General features: G+C 75.7%; 16 protein-coding genes. 8 read left to right on the forward strand and 8 right to left on the reverse strand.

From position 1 onward, the window contains the following. The first annotated feature begins 38 nt into the window (after nucleotides 1–38). Nucleotides 39–1,067, forward strand: a complete 1,029-nt coding sequence (gene ilvC / locus MN205_RS12895) for a ketol-acid reductoisomerase (RefSeq protein WP_374115925.1) — start codon at nucleotides 39–41, stop codon at nucleotides 1,065–1,067. A 210-nt stretch (nucleotides 1,068–1,277) separates the two neighbouring features. Then, nucleotides 1,278–4,142: an EAL domain-containing protein gene (locus MN205_RS12900; protein WP_242127873.1), complete on the forward strand. Its 2,865-nt coding sequence runs from the start codon at nucleotides 1,278–1,280 to the stop codon at nucleotides 4,140–4,142. A gap of 61 nt (nucleotides 4,143–4,203) precedes the next feature. Here MN205_RS12900 and MN205_RS12905 read toward each other — a convergent pair whose 3' ends face one another. Both MN205_RS12905 and MN205_RS21930 read right to left on the reverse strand, forming a co-directional pair. After that, the gene (locus tag MN205_RS12905) at nucleotides 4,204–5,151 is read right to left on the reverse strand and encodes a family 43 glycosylhydrolase (RefSeq protein WP_242127875.1); all 948 of its coding nucleotides are present in this window, start codon (nucleotides 5,149–5,151) and stop codon (nucleotides 4,204–4,206) included. Between the two features lie 30 nt (nucleotides 5,152–5,181). Beyond that, complete coding sequence (locus tag MN205_RS21930) at nucleotides 5,182–6,147, reverse strand: asparaginase (RefSeq protein WP_242127877.1); 966 nt, start codon at nucleotides 6,145–6,147, stop codon at nucleotides 5,182–5,184. A gap of 71 nt (nucleotides 6,148–6,218) precedes the next feature. On the opposite strand from MN205_RS21930, the gene MN205_RS12915 reads away from it, so the two are divergent. From MN205_RS12915 to MN205_RS12925, 3 genes are all read left to right on the forward strand, one after another. After that, nucleotides 6,219–6,452 (forward strand): hypothetical protein, encoded by a 234-nt coding sequence (locus MN205_RS12915; RefSeq protein ID WP_242127879.1) that lies wholly within the window; start codon nucleotides 6,219–6,221, stop codon nucleotides 6,450–6,452. A 1-nt stretch (nucleotide 6,453) separates the two neighbouring features. Beyond that, nucleotides 6,454–7,728 carry a JmjC domain-containing protein gene (locus tag MN205_RS12920; protein ID WP_242127881.1) on the forward strand — a complete coding sequence of 425 codons (1,275 nt, stop codon included), beginning with the start codon at nucleotides 6,454–6,456 and terminating at the stop codon, nucleotides 7,726–7,728. Nucleotides 7,729–7,814: 86 nt separating this feature from the next. Then, nucleotides 7,815–8,633, forward strand: a complete 819-nt coding sequence (locus MN205_RS12925) for a sucrase ferredoxin (RefSeq protein ID WP_242127883.1) — start codon at nucleotides 7,815–7,817, stop codon at nucleotides 8,631–8,633. 38 nt (nucleotides 8,634–8,671) lie between these two features. On the opposite strand, the gene MN205_RS12930 is transcribed toward MN205_RS12925, so the two are convergent. The 6 genes from MN205_RS12930 to MN205_RS12955 all read right to left on the reverse strand — a co-directional run bounded on the left by MN205_RS12930 (nucleotide 8,672) and on the right by MN205_RS12955 (nucleotide 15,127). After that, the gene (locus tag MN205_RS12930; RefSeq protein WP_374115935.1) at nucleotides 8,672–9,220 is read right to left on the reverse strand and encodes a flavodoxin family protein; all 549 of its coding nucleotides are present in this window, start codon (nucleotides 9,218–9,220) and stop codon (nucleotides 8,672–8,674) included. 133 nt (nucleotides 9,221–9,353) lie between these two features. Further along, on the reverse strand, nucleotides 9,354–9,659 hold the full coding sequence (locus tag MN205_RS12935; RefSeq protein ID WP_242127887.1) for an antibiotic biosynthesis monooxygenase: 306 nt from the start codon (nucleotides 9,657–9,659) through the stop codon (nucleotides 9,354–9,356). 80 nt (nucleotides 9,660–9,739) lie between these two features. Continuing rightward, nucleotides 9,740–12,241, reverse strand: a complete 2,502-nt coding sequence (locus MN205_RS12940; RefSeq protein WP_242127889.1) for an FtsX-like permease family protein — start codon at nucleotides 12,239–12,241, stop codon at nucleotides 9,740–9,742. A 3-nt stretch (nucleotides 12,242–12,244) separates the two neighbouring features. Beyond that, entirely contained in the window at nucleotides 12,245–13,015 is a 771-nt protein-coding gene (locus MN205_RS12945) for an ABC transporter ATP-binding protein (protein ID WP_242127891.1), read from the reverse strand. 176 nt (nucleotides 13,016–13,191) lie between these two features. Further along, a complete protein-coding gene (locus MN205_RS12950; protein WP_242127893.1) occupies nucleotides 13,192–13,899 on the reverse strand; it encodes a response regulator transcription factor in 708 nt (235 codons plus the stop codon). Between the two features lie 49 nt (nucleotides 13,900–13,948). After that, entirely contained in the window at nucleotides 13,949–15,127 is a 1,179-nt protein-coding gene (locus tag MN205_RS12955; RefSeq protein WP_242127894.1) for a sensor histidine kinase, read from the reverse strand. Between the two features lie 152 nt (nucleotides 15,128–15,279). Between MN205_RS12955 and MN205_RS12960 the strand changes: the two genes are divergently transcribed. The 3 genes from MN205_RS12960 to MN205_RS21935 form a co-directional block, all read left to right on the forward strand. Then, a complete protein-coding gene (locus MN205_RS12960) occupies nucleotides 15,280–16,335 on the forward strand; it encodes a 3-isopropylmalate dehydrogenase (protein WP_242127897.1) in 1,056 nt (351 codons plus the stop codon). A 120-nt stretch (nucleotides 16,336–16,455) separates the two neighbouring features. After that, nucleotides 16,456–17,535 (forward strand): branched-chain amino acid aminotransferase, encoded by a 1,080-nt coding sequence (locus tag MN205_RS12965; protein WP_255819548.1) that lies wholly within the window; start codon nucleotides 16,456–16,458, stop codon nucleotides 17,533–17,535. Between the two features lie 66 nt (nucleotides 17,536–17,601). Beyond that, on the forward strand, nucleotides 17,602–18,335 hold a 734-nt coding region (locus MN205_RS21935; protein ID WP_242127901.1), incomplete at its 3' end, for a methyl-accepting chemotaxis protein.

The raw sequence follows: 18,335 nt of genomic DNA on the forward strand, positions 1-18,335 counted from the left end.
ACCACCGACCCGAACGAAACCCGAGGAGAGAACCCCACGTGGCCGAGATGTTCTACGACGACGACGCCGACCTGTCCAAGATCACCGGTAAGAAGGTGGCGGTCCTGGGCTTCGGCAGCCAGGGCCACGCCCACGCCCTGTCGCTGCGCGACTCGGGCGTCGACGTCGTCGTCGGCCTGAAGGAGGGCTCCAAGAGCCGCGCCAAGGCCGAGGAGCAGGGCCTGCAGGTCCTCACCCCGTTCGAGGCGTCCAAGGCCGCCGACGTCATCATGGTCCTGGTGCCGGACCACCTGCAGCGCGGCCTGTACGCCGAGGCGATCGAGCCGAACCTGAGCGCCGGCAAGGCGCTCTTCTTCAGCCACGGCTTCAACATCCGCTTCGGCTACATCAAGCCCCCGGCGGACGTCGACGTCGTCATGGTCGCCCCCAAGGGCCCCGGCCACCTCGTGCGCCGCGAGTACGTCGACGGCCGCGGCGTGCCGGTCATCGTCGCGGTGGAGCAGGACGCCACCGGCGGTGCCTGGGACCTGGCGCTGGCCTACGCCAAGGCCATCGGCGGCCTGCGCGCCGGCGGCATCAAGACCACCTTCACCGAGGAGACCGAGACCGACCTGTTCGGCGAGCAGGCCGTGCTGTGCGGCGGCGCCTCGGCGCTCGTGCAGACCGGTTTCGAGGTCCTCACCGAGGCCGGCTACCAGCCGGAGGTCGCCTACTTCGAGTGCCTGCACGAGCTGAAGCTGATCGTCGACCTCATGTACGAGGGCGGCATCGCCAAGCAGCGCTGGAGCGTGTCGGACACCGCCGAGTGGGGCGACTACGTCTCCGGCCCGCGCGTCATCGACGCCTCGGTGAAGGAGCGCATGAAGGAGGTCCTGAAGGACATCCAGGACGGCACCTTCGCCCAGCGCTTCATCGACGACCAGGACGCCGGCGCCCCGGAGTTCAAGCGCCTGCGCGCCGAGGCCGAGCAGCACCCGATCGAGGCCACCGGCCGTGAGCTGCGCAAGCTCATGGCGTGGGTGAAGTCGGACGACTCCGACTACGTCGAGGGTTCCGCCGCCCGCTGACCCGCACGACCGTGCCCCCGCGTCCCCCGGGACGCGGGGGCACGGTCTCCGGCAGAGCTCGTCGTCCGGCGCCGGGTGCCGGCGGGGCCGACGGCCCCCGTTTCGCCGAGGCACCGCTCCGCCACGTTCAGTAGTGTCTCTGGACACGGTCGGGTATCGGGCGCGGAGGGGGGTGGACGTGGTGGTGGCGGGCCGCCTGACGTGCACGACGTGACGAGGGCCGAGGACCTGCTGCCCGCGGACGAGCAGGAACGACTGGCCGAGTGCGCCCGCGAGCCGATCCACGTCCCCGGAGCGGTTCAACCGCACGGCGTGCTGCTGGCCGTCGATCCGACCACCTTCGAGGTCGTCCAGGTCAGCGACGGTTGCAGGCGGCTGCTCGGTGTCGAGGTGCAGGCGGTCCTGGGGCACCCGCTCGAGGCCGCCGTCGGGCCGGGGTGCTCACGGCGGTTGCGCACCGCCCTCGCCGCCGCGGACGACGGTGCGGTGCCGGCGCTGCGCGCCGAGGTCGACGGCACCCCCGTCGACGTGAGCGCTCACGGTTCGGGGCCCCTCCTCGTCGTCGAGGTCGAGCCCGCGGGTGACGCTTCCCCGGCCCGGATCCTCGCCGGCCTGCACGCCGCCGCGGAGCGCCTCTCCCGCAGCAGGACGGTCGAGGAGGTGCGCACGGCGACGGCGCAGGAGATCCGCCGCCTCACCGGCTTCGACCGGGTGATGGTGTACCACTTCCACCCCGACGGGCATGGCGAGGTGGTGGCCGAGGACCGCGTCGAGGAGGTCGAGCCGTACCTGGGCCTGCACTACCCGGCCTCCGACATCCCCGCCCAGGCGCGCCGCCTGTACGTGCTGCAGCCGTCGAGGCACATCGTCCTCGACGCGGAGGGCCCGAACCCCCTGCTGCGCCTGGGCGGGGGTGCTGGAGGCGACGACACGACGCCCCTGGACCTGAGCCGCGCCCACCTGCGTGCCGTGTCGCCGCACCACGCGCAGTTCATGCGCAACATGGGGATCGGCGCCAGCATGTCGCTGCCCCTGGTCCACGACGGCGAGCTCGTCGGGATGGTCTCCTGCGGGGACCGGCGGGCCCGGCACCTGCCCCACGCCCTGCGCCAGGCCTGCGAGGTCCTCGCCCGGCAGCTCACCTCCCGGCTCACCTCGCTGTACGAGACCCGGCAGCTGAGCAAGCGCCTGGAGGTCCAGCAGGTCCGAACGCGCCTGGTGGAGCAGATGGCCGGAGCGGAGGACGTCTCCGACGGCCTGACCCGCGGGGAGGTCACCCTGCTAGACCTCGTCCCCGCGCACGGTGCCGTCGTCTCGCTGGACGAGGTGCTCGTCCAGGTCGGCGCGACGCCGCCCCCGGCCGACGTGCTGGCGGTGGTGGAGCGGCTGCGGAGCACCGAGGAGGGGAACCTCCCCCTCGTCAGCGACGCGCTGGCCCTGGAGCGCCCCGACCTCGCGGAACTGCTGCCGTCGACGGCCGGGGTGGTGTTCGTGCCCTTCGGGGGCGATCGCGACTACCTCATCTGGTTCCGCCGCGAAGTGGTGCAGACGCTGGACTGGCTGGGCGACCAGTCGGCGCAGAACCGGGACACGCCGTTGTCGCCGCGCAACTCCTTCTCCTCGTGGCGTCAGAGCGTCTCCGGTCGCTGCCTGCCCTGGGACCCGGTGGAGGTCTCCGAGGCCTGCGAACTGCGCCGCGACATCGACGCGGTCCTGCTGCGACGTGCCGAGAGCCGGCTGGCCCACCTGGGGCTGCACGACGCCCTGACGGGCCTGCCCAACCGGCGCCTGCTCATGGACAGGCTCGGGCACGCCCTGGACCGCCACGGCCGGGGCTCGGCCGTGGCGCTGCTGTTCATCGACCTCGACCGGTTCAAGCTCGTCAACGACTCCTTCGGCCACGACGTGGGGGACGCCCTGCTGCTGCACGCGGCGCACCGCATCAAGCACGCCGCCCGGGCCAGCGACACCGTCGCCCGGCTGGGCGGGGACGAGTTCATGGTCCTGTGCGAGGACACCGACGCCGTGGCCGTCGGCGCCCTCGCCCAGCGCATCGTCGACGCCTTCCAGGAGCCGGTCGAGATGGAGGGACGGGAACTGCGCATCACCGCCTCCATCGGGGTGACCACCGCCCAGGAGCACCACCGCCCGGCGGACCTGCTCCGCGAGGCGGACACCGCGATGTACCTGGCGAAGAAGGAGGGCCGCAACCGGGCCTCGCGGTTCGAGGCGGGGCTGCGGTACCAGGCCCTGCGCCACCTGGACACCGAGCAGGCGCTGCGCCGCGGGCTGGGACGGGGAGAGCTGGAGCTGCACTACCAGCCGATCGTCGACGTCCCCACCGGTGAGCTGCGCGGTGTCGAGGCGCTGCTGCGCTGGAACCGGCCCGGCGTCGGGCAGGTCCCGCCGGACCGGTTCATCCCGCTGGCCGAGGACACCGGCTTCATCGTGCCGCTGGGCGAGTGGGTCCTCGACGAGGCCCTGGGGCAGCTGCGTACCTGGAAGAGCCAGGGCCACCTGCCACCCGGTTTCCGCATGGCGGTCAACCTCTCCCCGCAGCAGCTCGGCAGTCCGACCTTCGTCGCCGTGGTCCAGCGAGCCGTCGAGCGGAACGGCGTCGCCCCGTCGGAGGTGAGCCTGGAGATGACCGAGACGACGCTGATGTCGGAGCGCTCGACCATGAGCGAGGCGGTCGAGGCCCTGAGCTCCCTCGGCGTCGGCCTGTCCATCGACGACTTCGGAACCGGTTACTCCTCCCTCGCCTACCTCCGCTACCTCCCCGTCCAGCAGCTGAAGGTGGACCGCTCCTTCGTCAGCGGGGCGGTGCCGGGTTCGCGCGACGTCGCTCTCGTCGCTGCCGTGTGCGGTCTCGCGCAGGAGTTCGGGATGACCTGCGTCGCGGAAGGGGTGGAGCGAGCCGAGGAGCTGGCGATGCTCGCCGAGATCGGTTGCGATTCCGCGCAGGGGTTCCACATCGGCCGCCCCGAGCCCGCCGCAGCCCTCGAGGCTCGCTGGCGGCCGCGCGCTACTGCGACCGGGGGGGAATCCCGNGCGCGCGGCGCACGGGTCGGGTGAGGGCTTCGGGCCCGGCGTCCCCGGCGCGTCGGTGGGCGACAAGCGCACCACCGGCTCGCAGTCAGGCCGACGACACCTCGAACGCCGGCGTGCCGTCCGCGTTCCAGCCCAACCGCTGCACGCGGGCGTGCCGGTTCGGGTCGTACAGCGGGTCCTCGCCGTGGAAACCCGGGTAGTCGCGCGCGTGGTAGACGAACAGGTCGGTCACCCCGTCCTCGGCCACCGTGAAGGAGTTGTGGCCCGGGCCGTACCGGTTCACGTCCGCCCGCGTGGCGAACACCGGTTCGGGGTGCTTGCGCCACGAGGCGGCGTCGAGCAGGTCGGCGTCCTCGTCGGCGGTCAGCAGACCCACGCAGTACCGCTCGTCGGTGGCGCTGGCGGAGAACGCCACGAAGACGCGGCCGTTGCGCACCAGCACCGCCGGGCCCTCGTTGACCGCGAACCCCTGCACCTCCCACGGCAGGGTCGGCGTCGCGATCCGCACCGGTTCGCCGCCCAGGGCGGTCGGGGAGGCCATCGGGGCGATGTACAGGCTGGAGTTCACGTCGATGCCCGGTTCGCGCTGCGCCCACAGGTAGTAGCGCTGCCCGCGGTGCTCGAACGTCGTGGCGTCGAGCTTGAACGAGCCGAACGGGGTGGTGACCTCCTGCGGCTCCCCCCAGCCGGCGGGGTCGCGCGGGTCGGCCAGCGACGACTCGATGACGTACATCCGGATGGCGAAGACGTCGTCGGAGTCGCCGGCCGCGAAGTAGACGTACCAGCGGCCGTCCACGCGGTGCAGCTCCGGTGCCCACACGTGCCCGCCCATCCGCCCGCTCGCGGGCCGGCGCCACACGACCGACTCGGTCGCGGTGCGCAGCCCGGCGATCGTGGGCGCCCCGCGGACCACGACGCGGTCGTACTCCGGCACCGAACCGGTGAAGTAGTACGTCCCGTCCAGCGGCGGGGTGATGAACGGGTCGGCTCGTTGCTCCACGAGCGGGTCGGGGGTGGGCGGGGCGTCGGTCAACGGTCCTCCATCGCAGTCGGTACCCGGAGGTTAGTGGGGGAGCGCGCCGCCGCTGCGCCGGCCGAACCGCTCGCGCACCTCGTCGGCGTCCGCACCGGTGCGCAGCAGCGACGCCAGCAGCACCCTCGCCTGCCCGGCCCGCAACCACCCCGACGCCACCGCGCCAGCGGCGGCGAGGTCGTGCCCGCCGCCCCCGCCGCCGTACCCCGCGCTCACCGGGCCGCCGGGCACGCGGGTCGTCACCACCACGGCGACGCCCGCGCGGGTGCAGCGGCGCACCGCCTCCACCACGTCCCCGCTGGCGTTGCCCGAACCCAGCGCCTGCAGCACGACGCCGCGCGCACCGGCGGCGCGCGCGGCGTCCAGCAGGACCCCGTCGTCGCCGGGGGAGACGGCCACCACGTCCACCCGCGGCCACGGCGCGTCCCGCCAGGGCAGCGGTTCGGCGCGCGGCAGCGGCGGCGAGGGCGAGGAGAACGCGTCGAGGTCCTGCGTGTGCCGCTTGGACAGCCCCGCCGCCGGGTGCACACGCCCGCCGAACGCGACCAGCACGCCCCGCCCCCGCGCGGCCGGCTCCAGCGCCGTCCGCGCGGCGAGGGCCACGTTGCCGGGTCCGTCCGGCGCGGGGTCGTCGGCGGTGCGCTGCGCGCCGGTGAGCACCACGGCGCGCTCGTCGTCGTGGTGCAGGTCCAGCAGGTAGGCGGTCTCCTCCATCGAGTCCGTGCCGTGCAGCACCACCACCGCCTCGACGTCCGCGTCGGCCAGGGCGCCCGCGACGGCTGCCCGCACCCGGGCGGCGTCGGCGAGGGTCAGGCTGGAGGAGTCCGCGCGGAGCGCCTCGACGACTCGCACCCGCGCACCCCGTACGGCGCCCGCGAGCAGCTCGGCCGGCCCGAGGGAGGGCGTGCTCACCCCGTCCTCGTCGCGGGTGCTGGCGATCGTCCCGCCGGTCGTCACGACGGTGAGGACGGGAGCGGGGGAGGGTGTCTCGGGCACCGGCCCAGGATGGCGCGGGAGGCGGCGACGCCGGCGTGCGGGGCGCCCGGGCCGGTGGGAGGCTCGCGCGCATGAGCAACCTCAGCGACGACGACATCACCACCACCCCGCTCGGCGCCGGGGGCGGCGGCGACGCCGACTCGGGCGACAGCGACGCCACGCAGGTCGACCCCTCCGGCTCGGACGCGGCGGGCGTGGACCCCGCCGGTGGCGAGGGCGGCGACGCCGACTCCGGTGACAGCGACTCCACCCAGGTCGACCCCTCCGGCTCGGACCCGGCCGGTTCCGACTCCGCCGGGAGCTGACGTGACGCTGGCTCCCACCCGTCCCGGCGCCGTCCCCACCTCGGGGGCGGCGCCGGGCGCGTCGGCGCTGACGCGCTGCTTCGGCGCGGCGGCCGCCTCGATCGCCACCGAGCACTGGAACTCCCGCCCGCTGCTGGTGCGGGCCGCCGAGCGCTCCGCGCAGGGCGGCCGCGCCGACTTCGACGACCTGCTGTCCACCGCGGACGTCGACGAGCTGCTGGGCCCGCGCGCGCTGCGCACCCCGTTCTTCACCATGGTCAAGGACGGTGCCGGCCTGCCGCGCAGCGCCTTCACCCGCAGCGCCGTCGCGGGCAACCAGCAGCTGAGCGACCTCGCCGACAGCGACGGCGTGGCCCGCTCCTTCGCCGACGGCGCCACGATCGTGCTGCAGGCCCTGCACCGCACCTGGCCGCCGCTGGCGACGTTCTGCGCCGACCTGGCCGCCGAGCTGGGGCACCAGTGCCAGGTCAACGTGTACGTCACCCCGCCCGGGGCGCAGGGCTTCACGCCGCACCACGACACGCACGACGTCGTCGTGCTGCAGGTCGACGGGCGCAAGCACTGGACGATTCACCCGCCGGCGGTGGAGCTGCCGCTGAAGTCGCAGCCGTCGAAGGCCCTGGGCCCGGACCCGGTCGGCGGCCGCGAGCCCGTCGTCGACACCGTGCTGGAACCCGGTGACGCCCTCTACCTGCCCCGCGGCTGGCTGCACTCCGCGCGCACCACCGAGGAGCGCTCGGTGCACCTGACGGTGGGGCTGCTGGCGACCACGTGGGCCGATGTCCTCGCTGACGCCGTCGCCGGGGCGGGCCGCGACGACGTCGCGCTGCGCCGGGCGCTGCCGCTGCCCGGCGAGGACCTCGACGTGGAGGGGTTCCGGGCGGCGGCGGCGCGCTGGCTGGAGCAGCTGGACGAGGCGGCCGTGCGCCGGCTCGTGCAGCGCCGCCGCGACCGCGCCGTGCCCGCCGAGCCGGTGGGTGCGCTGGCGCAGGACGCCACCGCCCGGTCCCTGGACCCCCGGACCCGGCTGCGGCCGCGTCGCGGGCTCGTCACGCGCCTGGCCGAGGCCGGGGACCGCGTCGAGCTGGTCCTGCCCGACCGGCGCGTGGCCTTCCCCGGCTGGGTGCGCCCGGCCCTGGAGCACGTGCTGGCCTCGGCGAGCACGTCGGCCGGTGAGCTCGCGTCCGCGGGGACCGGGGTGGACGAGGACGACGCGGTCGTGGTGCTGCGGCGCCTGCTGCGCGAGAACGTCCTGCTGCCCGCGGGGCCGGCCTGAGCGCTGGTCCCGCCCTCGGCGAGCGGTTCTCCTGCGCCGCCCGGGCGCAGGAGGACCGCGACCAGCTGCTGGGCACCGCCACGCCGGTGCGCGGCTACCTGCTGGTGGAGGAACCCGGCCCGTGGGGCCCGGGCGCGGTGCCGGCCTCCCGGCTGGGCGAGTCCACCACGGCCCGGTTGCGCGAGGTGGCCGCGGCGCGCGGCGTGAAGCCGCTGCTGGTGCGCCGCCCGGACGCCGCCGGCCGCGACCCGGACGGGCCGCGGCGGCTGTTCGTGGCCGACTGCCGCCGTGGGGTCACCCGGTTGCGCACGCGCCTCGCGCCGCCGCAGGACCTGCCGGCGGCCGCCGCCTCGGAGGAGGGGTGGGAGGAGGTGACCGGGCCCCTGCTGCTGGTGTGCACGCACGGGCGCAAGGACTGGTGCTGCGCCGTGCGCGGGCGGCCCGTGGTCACCGCGCTGGCCGCGCTGGACGCCGACGCGGTGTGGGAGTGCTCCCACCTGGGCGGGGACCGCTTCGCCGCGACGGTGCTGTCGCTGCCCGGCGGAGCGGTGCACGGCCACCTCGGGCCCGGCGACGCCCCCGCGCTGCTGGCCGCGGTGCGCGCCGGCCGCGTGCTGCCGGACCGGCTGCGCGGTCGCTGCGGCGACGCGGGGGTCGTGCAGGCCGCCGAGGGGCACGCGCGCCTGCTGCTGGGCGAGGACCACCTCGACGCCTTCACGCCGCTGCACGCCGCCCGCCTGCCCGAGGGGCCGGACGGGCGGGTGCGCTGGCGGGTCCGCTTCGACGCGCACGGCCCGCTGGAGGTGGACCTGGCCGAGGGCCGCGCGCCGGCGCACCGGCTGACGTGCTCGGCCGGCACCGCGCAGCAGGCCCGCACCTGGGACCTGGTCGAGCTGCGCCGCTGACGGCCGGGGTCGTGCCGGCCGTCAGCGGCGCGGGCGGCTCACTCGCCCTTGAGGCGCCCGGCGGTCGTGACGACGCGGGTGGCGAGGTGGTCCAGGGCGGCCAGCTCGGCCTCACCCAGCGGGATGTCGTTGTTCCCGCCGGTGACGTGGCTGACGCCGTAGGGGTTGCCGTCGACGAACTTCAGCGGGTCGGTGTACCCCGGGGCCACGACGATGCCGCCGAAGTGGTGGATCGTGTTGTACAGCGCCAGCAGGGTGGACTCCTGCCCGCCGTGGGCGGTCTGGCTGGCGGTGAAGCCGGCGTAGACCTTGTCCGCCAGCAGGCCCTGGCCCCACTGCGGGCCGAGGGAGTCGATGAACGTCTTCAGCTGCCCGGCGATGTTGCCGTAGCGGGTGGGGGAGCCGAACAGGACCGCGTCGGCCCACACGACGTCGTCGGCCGTGGCGGCCGGCTCGGTGGCGTTCGCGCTGTGCTCGGCCTGCGCCTCGCTGGTGGCGCGCTCCCCGCCGGTGGTCTGGCGCGCGACCTGCCGCAGCCGCACCTCGGCCCCGGCGCGCTCTCCGGCCTCGGCGGCGCGCTGGGCCATGCCCCGCACGGTGCCGGTGGCCGAGTAGTACACGATGGCGAGCTTCACGCTCACGGTGGCTCCTCCTGGGTCGTTGAGCGGGCAAGCACCCGGCGTCCTCACCGTAGCCGCCGCCCCGCGGGGCGTCGAGGGCTCAGGCGGGGTCGGCGCCCAGCACGACCTCGAACTCCAGCAGGCTCGCGCCGGTGGCGACCGGCTTCGCGCGCTCGCCGGCGTGCGCGGCCTTCGCGCCCCCGTTCGCCCACGCCTGGAACGCCTCCTCGGTCTCCCACCTCGTGTAGACGAAGTAGCGGGTCTCGCCGGCCACCGGGCGCAGCAGCTCGAAGCCCAGGAAGCCCTCGGTGCCCTCGACCGCGCCCATGCGGTGCGCGAAGCGGCGCTCCAGCTCCGGCCCGCCGCCCTCGGGGACCTCGATCGCGTTGATCTTCACGACAGCCATGCCGCCAGCCTGCCACGCGGCCACCGCGCGGGACGCGGCGGCCGGGCGGGTCCCCTCCGCCCCCCGGCCGCACCGCGCCCTCAGCCCGCGATCGCCGCCACGGGGGGCGTGCGCGCGGCGCGCCGCGCCGGCAGCACCGAGGCGAGCACCCCGGCCAGCGCGGCGACCACCACGATCCCGGCGATCGAGGTCCACGGCACGTCGAGGACCACCGGGCCCTCCGCCGCCAGCACCGACGCGGTGCCCGCCAGCCCGTACCCGGTGCCCAGCGCCACCCCCAGCACCCCGGCGACCCCCGCCACGAGCAGGGCCTCCCAGGCCAGCAGCGCCCGCAGCTGCCCGCGGGTCAGGCCCAGGGCGCGCAGCAGGCCGGACTCCTGCCGGCGCTCCACCACCGACAGCGCCAGCGTGTTGCCCACGCCGATGAGGGCGATGACGACCGCCACGCCCAGCAGGCCGGTGACGACGAGCAGCATCGTCGTCAGGACCTGGTCGAACGCCTCACGCACGGCGACGATCCCGTCGACCCTGCTGGTGGGCAGGGCCTCGGCGGCCACCTCGGTGACGGCGTCGACCGCGGCCCCCTGCTCGCCGGCGTCCAGGTCGTCCGCCAGGCGCAGCCACGCGGCCGCGGCCGCCACCTGCGGGTCCGCGCGCCGCACGTCGGCGGCCGTGGCGACGGCGGGCTGCTGCGACTGCGGGTCGAGCACCACCTGCAGCGGCACCGCCTCCGTCCCGTCCGGGCGCAGCAGGGTGGCCGTGCCCCCGTCGCGCACGCCCAGCCAGCGCGCCCCGTCGGTCGAGACCACGAGCTGCCCCGGGACGGGCAGCGGCAGCCGCTGCTCGGAGCGCAGCACCCCGGCCGCCTGCGCCGGGTCGACGCCCACGACCTCCACGGTGTCGCCGCCGGGGCCGCTCGCGAGGCCGTCGAGCACGGGCGCCAGGGCCGCCACCTGCTCGAGCCCCTCCAGCTCCGCCAGCACGCCCGCCCCCAGCGGCACGTCCGCGGAGACCGTGACGTCGGCGGGGAACTCGGCCGCCAGCAGTCCCCCGGCCGTGGCGCGCGTGGACGAGGCGCCCACCACCATCGCCGTGGTCAGCGTGACGCCGATGAGCAGGGCGGTCGCGGTGGCCGCCGTGCGGCGCGGGTTGCGCACCGCGTTGCCGGCCGCCAGCCGGGCCGGGGTGCCGGCGCCGCGCACCAGCCGCCCGGCCAGCCCCACGACCACGGGGACCGCCCGCTGGCTGAGCAGCACGACGCCGACGAAGCTCACCGCTCCCGCCAGGACCGCCGGCTCGAGCACGCCGCGCGCGGCGAACCAGACCAGCGCCACCGCGGAGGGCACCGTCAGCACCAGGCCGGCGACCAGGCGCAGCAGGCCGCCGCGCGAGCGCACCGGCGCCGGCGCCAGGGGACGCAGCGCCGCCAGCGGGGCGACCCGGGTGGAGGCCCGGGCCGGCGCCAGCGCCGCCAGCACGGTCACGAGCGTGCCGAGCACCACGCCGACCACGAGGGCGTGGGCGGGGACCTCCAGCGTGTCCAGCGGGATCGGGGAGTCGGCGTCCGCGGCGATCCGCGAGACGACCGCGGCCAGCCCCACGCCGGCGGCCGCGCCGGCCAGCGAGGCCAGCACCCCCACGACGGCGGCCTCCAGCAGCACCGAGCGCGCCGTCTGGGCGCGGGTCGCGCCCACGCAGCGCAGCAGCGCCAGGTCGCGGGTGCGCTGCGCCAGCAGCACCGCGAACGTGTTCGCGATGACGAGGCCGGCCACCAGGACGGCGACCGCCGCGAACACCAGCAGCACGCTCGTGATCGCGGCCGCGTCCCCGGTGAACGCCGCGGCCGCGTCCTCGGCGGCCTCCTCGCCGGTGCGCACCACGAGGGTGCCGTCGACGGCCCCCTCCACGAGAGCGGTCAGCTCCCCGGCGTCCGCACCGGCTGCGGCCGCCACCCGCAGCCGGGAGGGGGCGTCCGCGCCCCAGCGCTGCAGGTCGGCGTCGACGGCGAAGACGCGGTCCAGCAGGCCGGCCGTGGGGTCGCCGCCCATGTCCACGACGCCGACCACGCGCACCTGCTCGGTGACGTCCTCGGCCCCCTCCTCCAGCGGTGGGACGGTGATCCCCAGCTCCTCGCCCACACCCACGCCCGTGCCCTCGCTCACGGCGACCTCGCCCGGGGCCTGCGGCAGCCGCCCGGAGCTCGCCCGCTCCCAGCGCAGCGGCCCCCGCGCGGTGACGGCGTCGGCCTGCGCGTAGGTGCTGCCGGCGTACCCGGGCAGGCGCGCCTGCACGCTGGCCTCGCGGTCGGCGGCCACCTGCCCGACGCCCGGCAGGGTCCGCACCCGCTCCGCAGCCTCGCGCAGCGCCGCGCCCGCGGTGTCCGGGCCGGCGGCCTCCGCTGCGGTCACGACCGCGGCGGAGGCGACGAACGGGGCGCCGACGGCCTTGAGCAGGCTGGCGCTCGCGGAGGAGTTCAGCACGAGGGTCGCCACGACGAACGCGACGGCGATGACGACGGCCAGGCAGGAGGCGAGCACCCGCCCGGCGTGGGCGCGCAACTGCGCCAGGGTGGTCCGCAGCACGGCTCAGGCCCCCAGGGTGCGCAGGGCGTCGAGGACGTCGTCGGGCGTGGGGGCGGCCAGACCGCCCGCCAGGTGCCCGTCGGCCAGCAGCACGACGCGGTCGGCGTAGCTGGCGGCCACCGGGTCGTGGGTGACCATGACGACGGTCTGGCCGAACTCGCGGACGCTGGAGCGCAGCAGCCCCAGCACCTCCGCGCCGGTGCGCGAGTCGAGGTTCCCGGTGGGCTCGTCGGCGAACACGACGTCGGGGCGCGGCAGCAGCGCCCGCCCCACGGCGACGCGCTGCTGCTGACCGCCGGACAGTTCCGACGGCTTGTGGCGCAGCCTGTTCGCCAGCCCGAGCCGGTCCACGACCTCGTCGTGCCACGCCCGGTCGGGGGAGCGGCCCGCCAGCTGCATCGGCAGGACGAGGTTCTCACCGGCCGTCAGGACCGGCAGCAGGTTGAACGACTGGAACACGAACCCGACCCGGTCGCGGCGCAGGCGCGTCAGTTCCGCGTCGCGCAGCGCGGTCAGCTCGGTCTCCCCGAGGAACACCTGCCCGGAGGTGGCGCTGTCCAGGCCCGCCAGGCAGTGCATGAGGGTGGACTTGCCGGAACCCGAAGGCCCCATGATGGCCGTGAACTCCCCCCGGGGGAACTCCACGTCCACGCCGGCCAGGGCGTGCACCACGGCGTCACCGCGGCCGTAGGTCTTGCGCAGGCCGACGGCGCGCACCGCCGGTTCCGCGGCCTGCAGCACGTCCGCGTACCGGGTGGAGTGCGGTGTGGGCACGGGGTCTCTCCTCGCTCTTCGGGGTCCGCCGGCGCCGCCGGCGTCGAACCCCTCGAACGTAGGGACCCCGGCCCCCGCACCGCGTCGGGCGCGGAGACGACCCCGGGGCGCCCCGCGCGTCGGACCGGTGGTGGACGCGCGGGGCGCGCGTCATACCCCGGGTGGAGGCGCGGGGTTCAGCGGGCGTCGCGCAGCACGTCGCCGGGTTGCACCATCCCGGCGGTGTAGGCCAGCACCACGGCCTGCACGCGGTCGCGCGATCCCGTCTTGGCCAGCACCCGCCCCACGTGCGTCTTCACGGTCGCCTCCGAGACGAAGAACCGGGCGGCGATCTCGGAGTTCGTCAGCCCGTGCGCCATGCACTCCAGCACCTCCCGCTCGCGGGGGGTGAGGTCCGCCGGGAGGCCCTTGGGCGCGGCGGGGGTCGCGGCGCCCTGGCGCAGCATCGGGCCGACGTGCTGCAGCAGCCGGCGCGTGGAGCTCGCCGCGATGACGGCGTCCCCGGCGTGCACGGTGCGCACCGCGGCGAGCATCTCCTCCGGCGGGGCGTCCTTGAGCAGGAAACCGCTCGCGCCGGCGCCGATGGCGGCCACCACGTACTCGTCGAGGTCGAAGGTGGTCAGCACCACCACCCTCGGCGGCTCGGCGCCCTCCGGCCGGGGGGCGGAGGTGATGCGGCGGGTCGCCTCGATGCCGTCGACCCCGGGCATGCGGACGTCCATGAGGACGACGTCGCACGGGGTGCTCTCCACCAGGCGCAGCGCGGCCAGCCCGTCGGAGGCCTCGCCGACCACCTCCAGGTCGGGCTGGGAGTCGATGACCATGCGGAAACCCGCGCGGACGAGCTGCTGGTCGTCGACGAGGACGACGCGGACGGCGGGCACGGTGCTGGGACCTCCGGGATCGGGATCGGGTGCGGGCGGGCCGCCCCCGTCAGGACGGGGGCGCGTAGGGCAGCGTCGCACGCACCCGGAACCCGCCGCCCGCGCGCGGGCCGGCGGTGGCGGACCCGCCGTGCAGGCGGGCCCGCTCGGCCATCCCCAGCAGCCCCTGGCCGCCGGCGCCCGGGTCCGGCACCAGGGCGGCGGCGCCGCGGCCGTCGTCGTCGACCCCCAGGCGCAGCGCGTCCGGGTCCCAGCGCACCTGCACGCGCGTCCGGGCGGCCGGACCGGCGTGCTTGAGCACGTTCGTCAGCGACTCCTGCACGATCCGGTAGGCCGTCAGCCCCACCGCCGGCGGCACGGGGCGCGGTTCCCCCAGGACCTCCAGCGCGACGTCGAGCCCGCTGGCGCGCACCTGCGCCACCAGGTCCACCACCTGCGCCGCGTCCGGTTGCGGCGCGCGCTCGTCGCCCGGGCCCTGCCGCAGCACCCCCAGCAGGTTGCGCATGTCCGCCAGCGCCTGCCGTCCCGTCGCCGAGATCGTCCCCAGCACCTCCGCGGCCGCGGCCGGGTTCGCCGCGGCGGCGTACCGGCCGCCGTCGGCCTGCGCGATGATCACCGACAGGGAGTGCGCCACGACGTCGTGCATCTCGCGGGCGATGCGCTGGCGCTCGGCGGTGGCGGCCAGGCGGGACTCGTTCTCCCGCTCCACCTCCAGCAGGCGCGCCCGCTCCAGCAGGGCCAGCTCGTTCTGCCGGGACGCGCGCCGCAAGCGGCCCGTCAGCCAGGTCGCCACGACCAGGACGGCGATGAACATCGCGGCGGCGACCGTGTTGACCAGGTCCGCCGAGGGGAGCACGTAGCGGACCGGCGCCACCAGCGCGCCGAACAGGCCCAGGAGCAGGCCACCGCGCGAGGCCCACGGCGCGGCGTAGGCGGCCAGCGAGTACAGGGCGATCAGCACCGCGACGTTGGCCACCTGCGGGTCGGCCGCGAGCACCGGCTGCGCCAGCCCGCCGACGGCCACGAGCCCGCCGCTGAGCTCCGGGCGCACGCGCCGCAGCGCCAGCGGCAGGCACATCACCGCGCTGACGAGGACGGCGGCGCCGCCGGTGGCCGTGGCGGTCGCGGTGCACACGAACGTCAGGGCCAGCGCACCGAGCGCGTCCACGAGCAGCACGTGGTCGCGCGGCCAGGCCACGATCCGGTCGAACACGTTCTCCTGCGGCACCGCACGAGGGTAGGCGGGGCGCGGCGCGCCGGTCGTCAGCCCGGGGGAGCACCCGCCGCGTCCCCCCGCGGGTGGAGAGGGGCGTCCGACACGTGAGACGCCGATCCCGGATGGTGGACGGGGTGTGCGGCACCTCCACTAGCCTCGCCGGCATGGCGGACACCCTGCGGATCGCGGTCATCCCCGGCGACGGCATCGGCCAGGAGGTGACGGCCGAGGCGCTGAAGGTCCTCGGGGCCGTCCTCGACGGCTCCGGCGCGACGGTCGAGACCACCGAGTACGACCTCGGCGCGCGCCTCTACCACCGCACCGGCGAGACGCTGCCGGACTCCGTGCTCGAGGAGGTCCGCGGCCACGACGCGATCCTCCTCGGCGCCGTCGGCGACCCGGGCGTGCCCAGCGGCGTGCTCGAGCGCGGCCTGCTGCTGAAGCTGCGCTTCGCGCTGGACCACTACGTGAACCTGCGCCCCTCCAAGCTGTACCCGGGCGTTCCCACCCCGCTCGCCGCGCCCGGTGAGGTCGACTTCGTCGTCGTGCGCGAGGGCACCGAGGGCCCCTACGTCGGCAACGGCGGTGCCCTGCGCGTGGGCACCCCCCACGAGATCGCCACCGAGGTCAGCGTGAACACGGCTTTCGGCGTCGAGCGCGTCGTGCGCGACGCCTTCGCCCGCGCCGCCGCCCGCCCGCGGCGGAAGCTCACCCTCGTGCACAAGCACAACGTCCTCGTGCACGCCGGGCACCTGTGGCGTCGCACCGTGGAGTCCGTGGGCGCGGAGTTCCCCGACGTCGCCGTGGACTACCTGCACGTCGACGCCGCCACGATCTTCCTGGTCACCGACCCGGCGCGCTTCGACGTGGTCGTCACCGACAACCTCTTCGGCGACATCCTCACCGACCTCGCCGCGGCGGTCACCGGGGGCATCGGCCTGGCCGCCTCCGGCAACGTCAACCCGGACCGCACCGCTCCCAGCATGTTCGAGCCCGTGCACGGTTCCGCCCCCGACATCGCCGGCAAGCAGCTGGCCGACCCCACTGCCGCCGTGCTCAGCGTCGCGCTGATGCTCGAGCACCTCGGCCTGGCCGGCGCCGCCGCCCGCGTGGACGCCGCCGTCACCGCGGACCTGGCCCGCCGCGCCTCCGGCGAGGTCGCGGCCCCGCGCAGCACCGCCGCCACCGGTGACGCCCTCGCGGCGCTCGCCGCCGGCTGAGCCGCCCGGCCCACCCGCACTCCCCGCGTCCCCGGCCCCCGTGCCGGGGGCTACCGTCGTCAGCACCGACCCACCCCTGTGAGGAGACCCCGCGTGAGCACCAGCGCGACCGAGACCCCGATGAGCTTCCCCGTTCACGCCTCGGCCGTACCGGTGAGCGCCGAGCGGCGCGCGGAGATCCTCAGCGACCCCGGGTTCGGCAGGTACTTCACCGACCACATGGCGATCGCCACCTGGACGCGGGACGCCGGCTGGCACGACGCCGCCGTGGTGCCCTACGGCCCCCTCCAGCTGGACCCGGCCGCGGCCGTCCTGCACTACGCGCAGGAGGTCTTCGAGGGCATGAAGGCCTACCGGCACGCCGACGGCAGCGTGTGGTCGTTCCGCCCCGAGGCCAACGCCGCCCGCCTGGCCCGCTCCGCGCGACGGCTGGCGCTGCCCGAGGTCCCCGAGCAGATGTTCCTCGAGGCCGTCAGCCAGCTCGTGCGGACCGACGAGGCGTGGGTGCCCAGCGGCGGGGAGTCCTCGCTGTACCTGCGCCCCTTCATGGTCGCCACCGAGGCGTTCCTCGGGGTGCGCTCGGCGCACGAGGTGAAGTTCCTCGTCATCGCCTCCCCGGCCGGCAGCTACTTCAGCGGCGGCGTGAAGCCCGTCTCCATCTGGCTGTCCCAGGACTACACCCGGGCGGCGTTCGGGGGCACCGGCTCGGCCAAGTGCGGCGGGAACTACGCCGCCAGCCTCGTCGCGCAGGAGGAGGCGCACGCCAACGGCTGCGACCAGGTGTGCTTCCTCGACGCCGGCGAGCGCAAGTACGTCGAGGAGCTCGGCGGTATGAACCTCTACTTCGTCCACGACGACGGCTCGATCGTCACCCCCGAGCTGACCGGCACCATCCTCGAGGGCATCACGCGCGCCTCCATCCTGGAGCTCGCGAAGGACGCCGGCCACGAGGTGAGCGAGCGGCGCGTGAGCATCGAGGAGTGGCGCGGGGGCGTGGAGTCCGGACGCATCACCGAGGTGTTCGCCTGCGGCACCGCGGCCGTCGTCACCCCCGTCGGCCGGCTCGTCTCGCGCGACGGCGAGCTCGTGCACGGCACCGGCGGCCCCGGCGAGGTCACCACCGGCATCCGGCAGCGGCTCCTGGACGTGCAGTACGGCCGCGCGGAGGACCCGCACGGCTGGATGCACCGGCTGGTGTGACCAGCGCCGCGTCGAGGGGACCCGCGTCCCATCGACGCGTCCGGGGTGCCGGTCGATGCACCCGGTGTGATCTCCTCGCTCCACGACCTGCGCGTCGCCACGAAGCTGTTCACCGGTTTCGGCGTGATCGCCCTGCTCGTCGCCGCGCTCGCCGCGGTCGGCATCACCCGCCAGCGCGCCGCGCAGGCCGACCTGGAACGCCTGAGCTCCTCGGGCCTGGCGACGGTGCAGGCCATCGGGGACTTCCGCACCGCGTGCAGCGGACTGCGCCTGGGCGTCGTGGACCTGGCCGTCGCCCCGGAGGCCGGCGACATCGACGCCTACATCTCCATCCGCGACGAGGCGGTCGCCCCGATCGCCGTCGAGAGGACCGAGCTCCTCGACGACCTCTCGTCGACCGAGGTGGAGGGTGCCGCCAAGCTGGCGCAGAGGGGGGATCGTGACTTCCGCACCGCGGTGGTGGCACTGCTCCTCATCGGGGCCGCGGCCGCCGCGGTCGCCGTGGTGGTGGCCGTCGCGGTCTCGCGCTCGATCGTCCGCCCGGTGACGCGCACCCTCGAAGTGGTGCAGGGCCTCTCCCAGGCACGCCTGGACCAGCGCGTCGGTCACGTGGGCGATGACGAGATCGGGCGCCTGGTGGCGGCGGTGGACCTGACCATGGACAAGCTCACGACGATGGTCCGCGCCATCATCGACTCGTCGCGGACGCTGGCCGGCTCCAGCGAGGAGCTGAGCGCCGTGGCGACCCAGCTGTCCAGCGGTGCCACGCAGTCCGGTTCGCAGTCGCAGGTCGTCTCCGC

Origin of the sequence: Kineococcus sp. TRM81007, from assembly GCF_022669155.1 — a bacterium.
In the GTDB taxonomy this organism is placed as follows: domain Bacteria; phylum Actinomycetota; class Actinomycetes; order Actinomycetales; family Kineococcaceae; genus Kineococcus.

What these genes read in the sequence shown, in the direction of transcription:
- MN205_RS12915 (WP_242127879.1), top strand. Translation starts at nt 6,219, where the DNA reads ATGAGCAACCTCAGCGACGACGACATCACCACCACCCCGCTCGGCGCC.
- MN205_RS12930 (WP_374115935.1), bottom strand. Translation starts at nt 9,220, where the DNA reads ATGGCCCAGCGCGCCGCCGAGGCCGGAGAGCGCGCCGGGGCCGAGGTG.
- MN205_RS12935 (WP_242127887.1), bottom strand. Translation starts at nt 9,659, where the DNA reads ATGGCTGTCGTGAAGATCAACGCGATCGAGGTCCCCGAGGGCGGCGGG.
- MN205_RS12960 (WP_242127897.1), top strand. Translation starts at nt 15,280, where the DNA reads ATGGCGGACACCCTGCGGATCGCGGTCATCCCCGGCGACGGCATCGGC.
- MN205_RS12965 (WP_255819548.1), top strand. Translation starts at nt 16,456, where the DNA reads ATGAGCTTCCCCGTTCACGCCTCGGCCGTACCGGTGAGCGCCGAGCGG.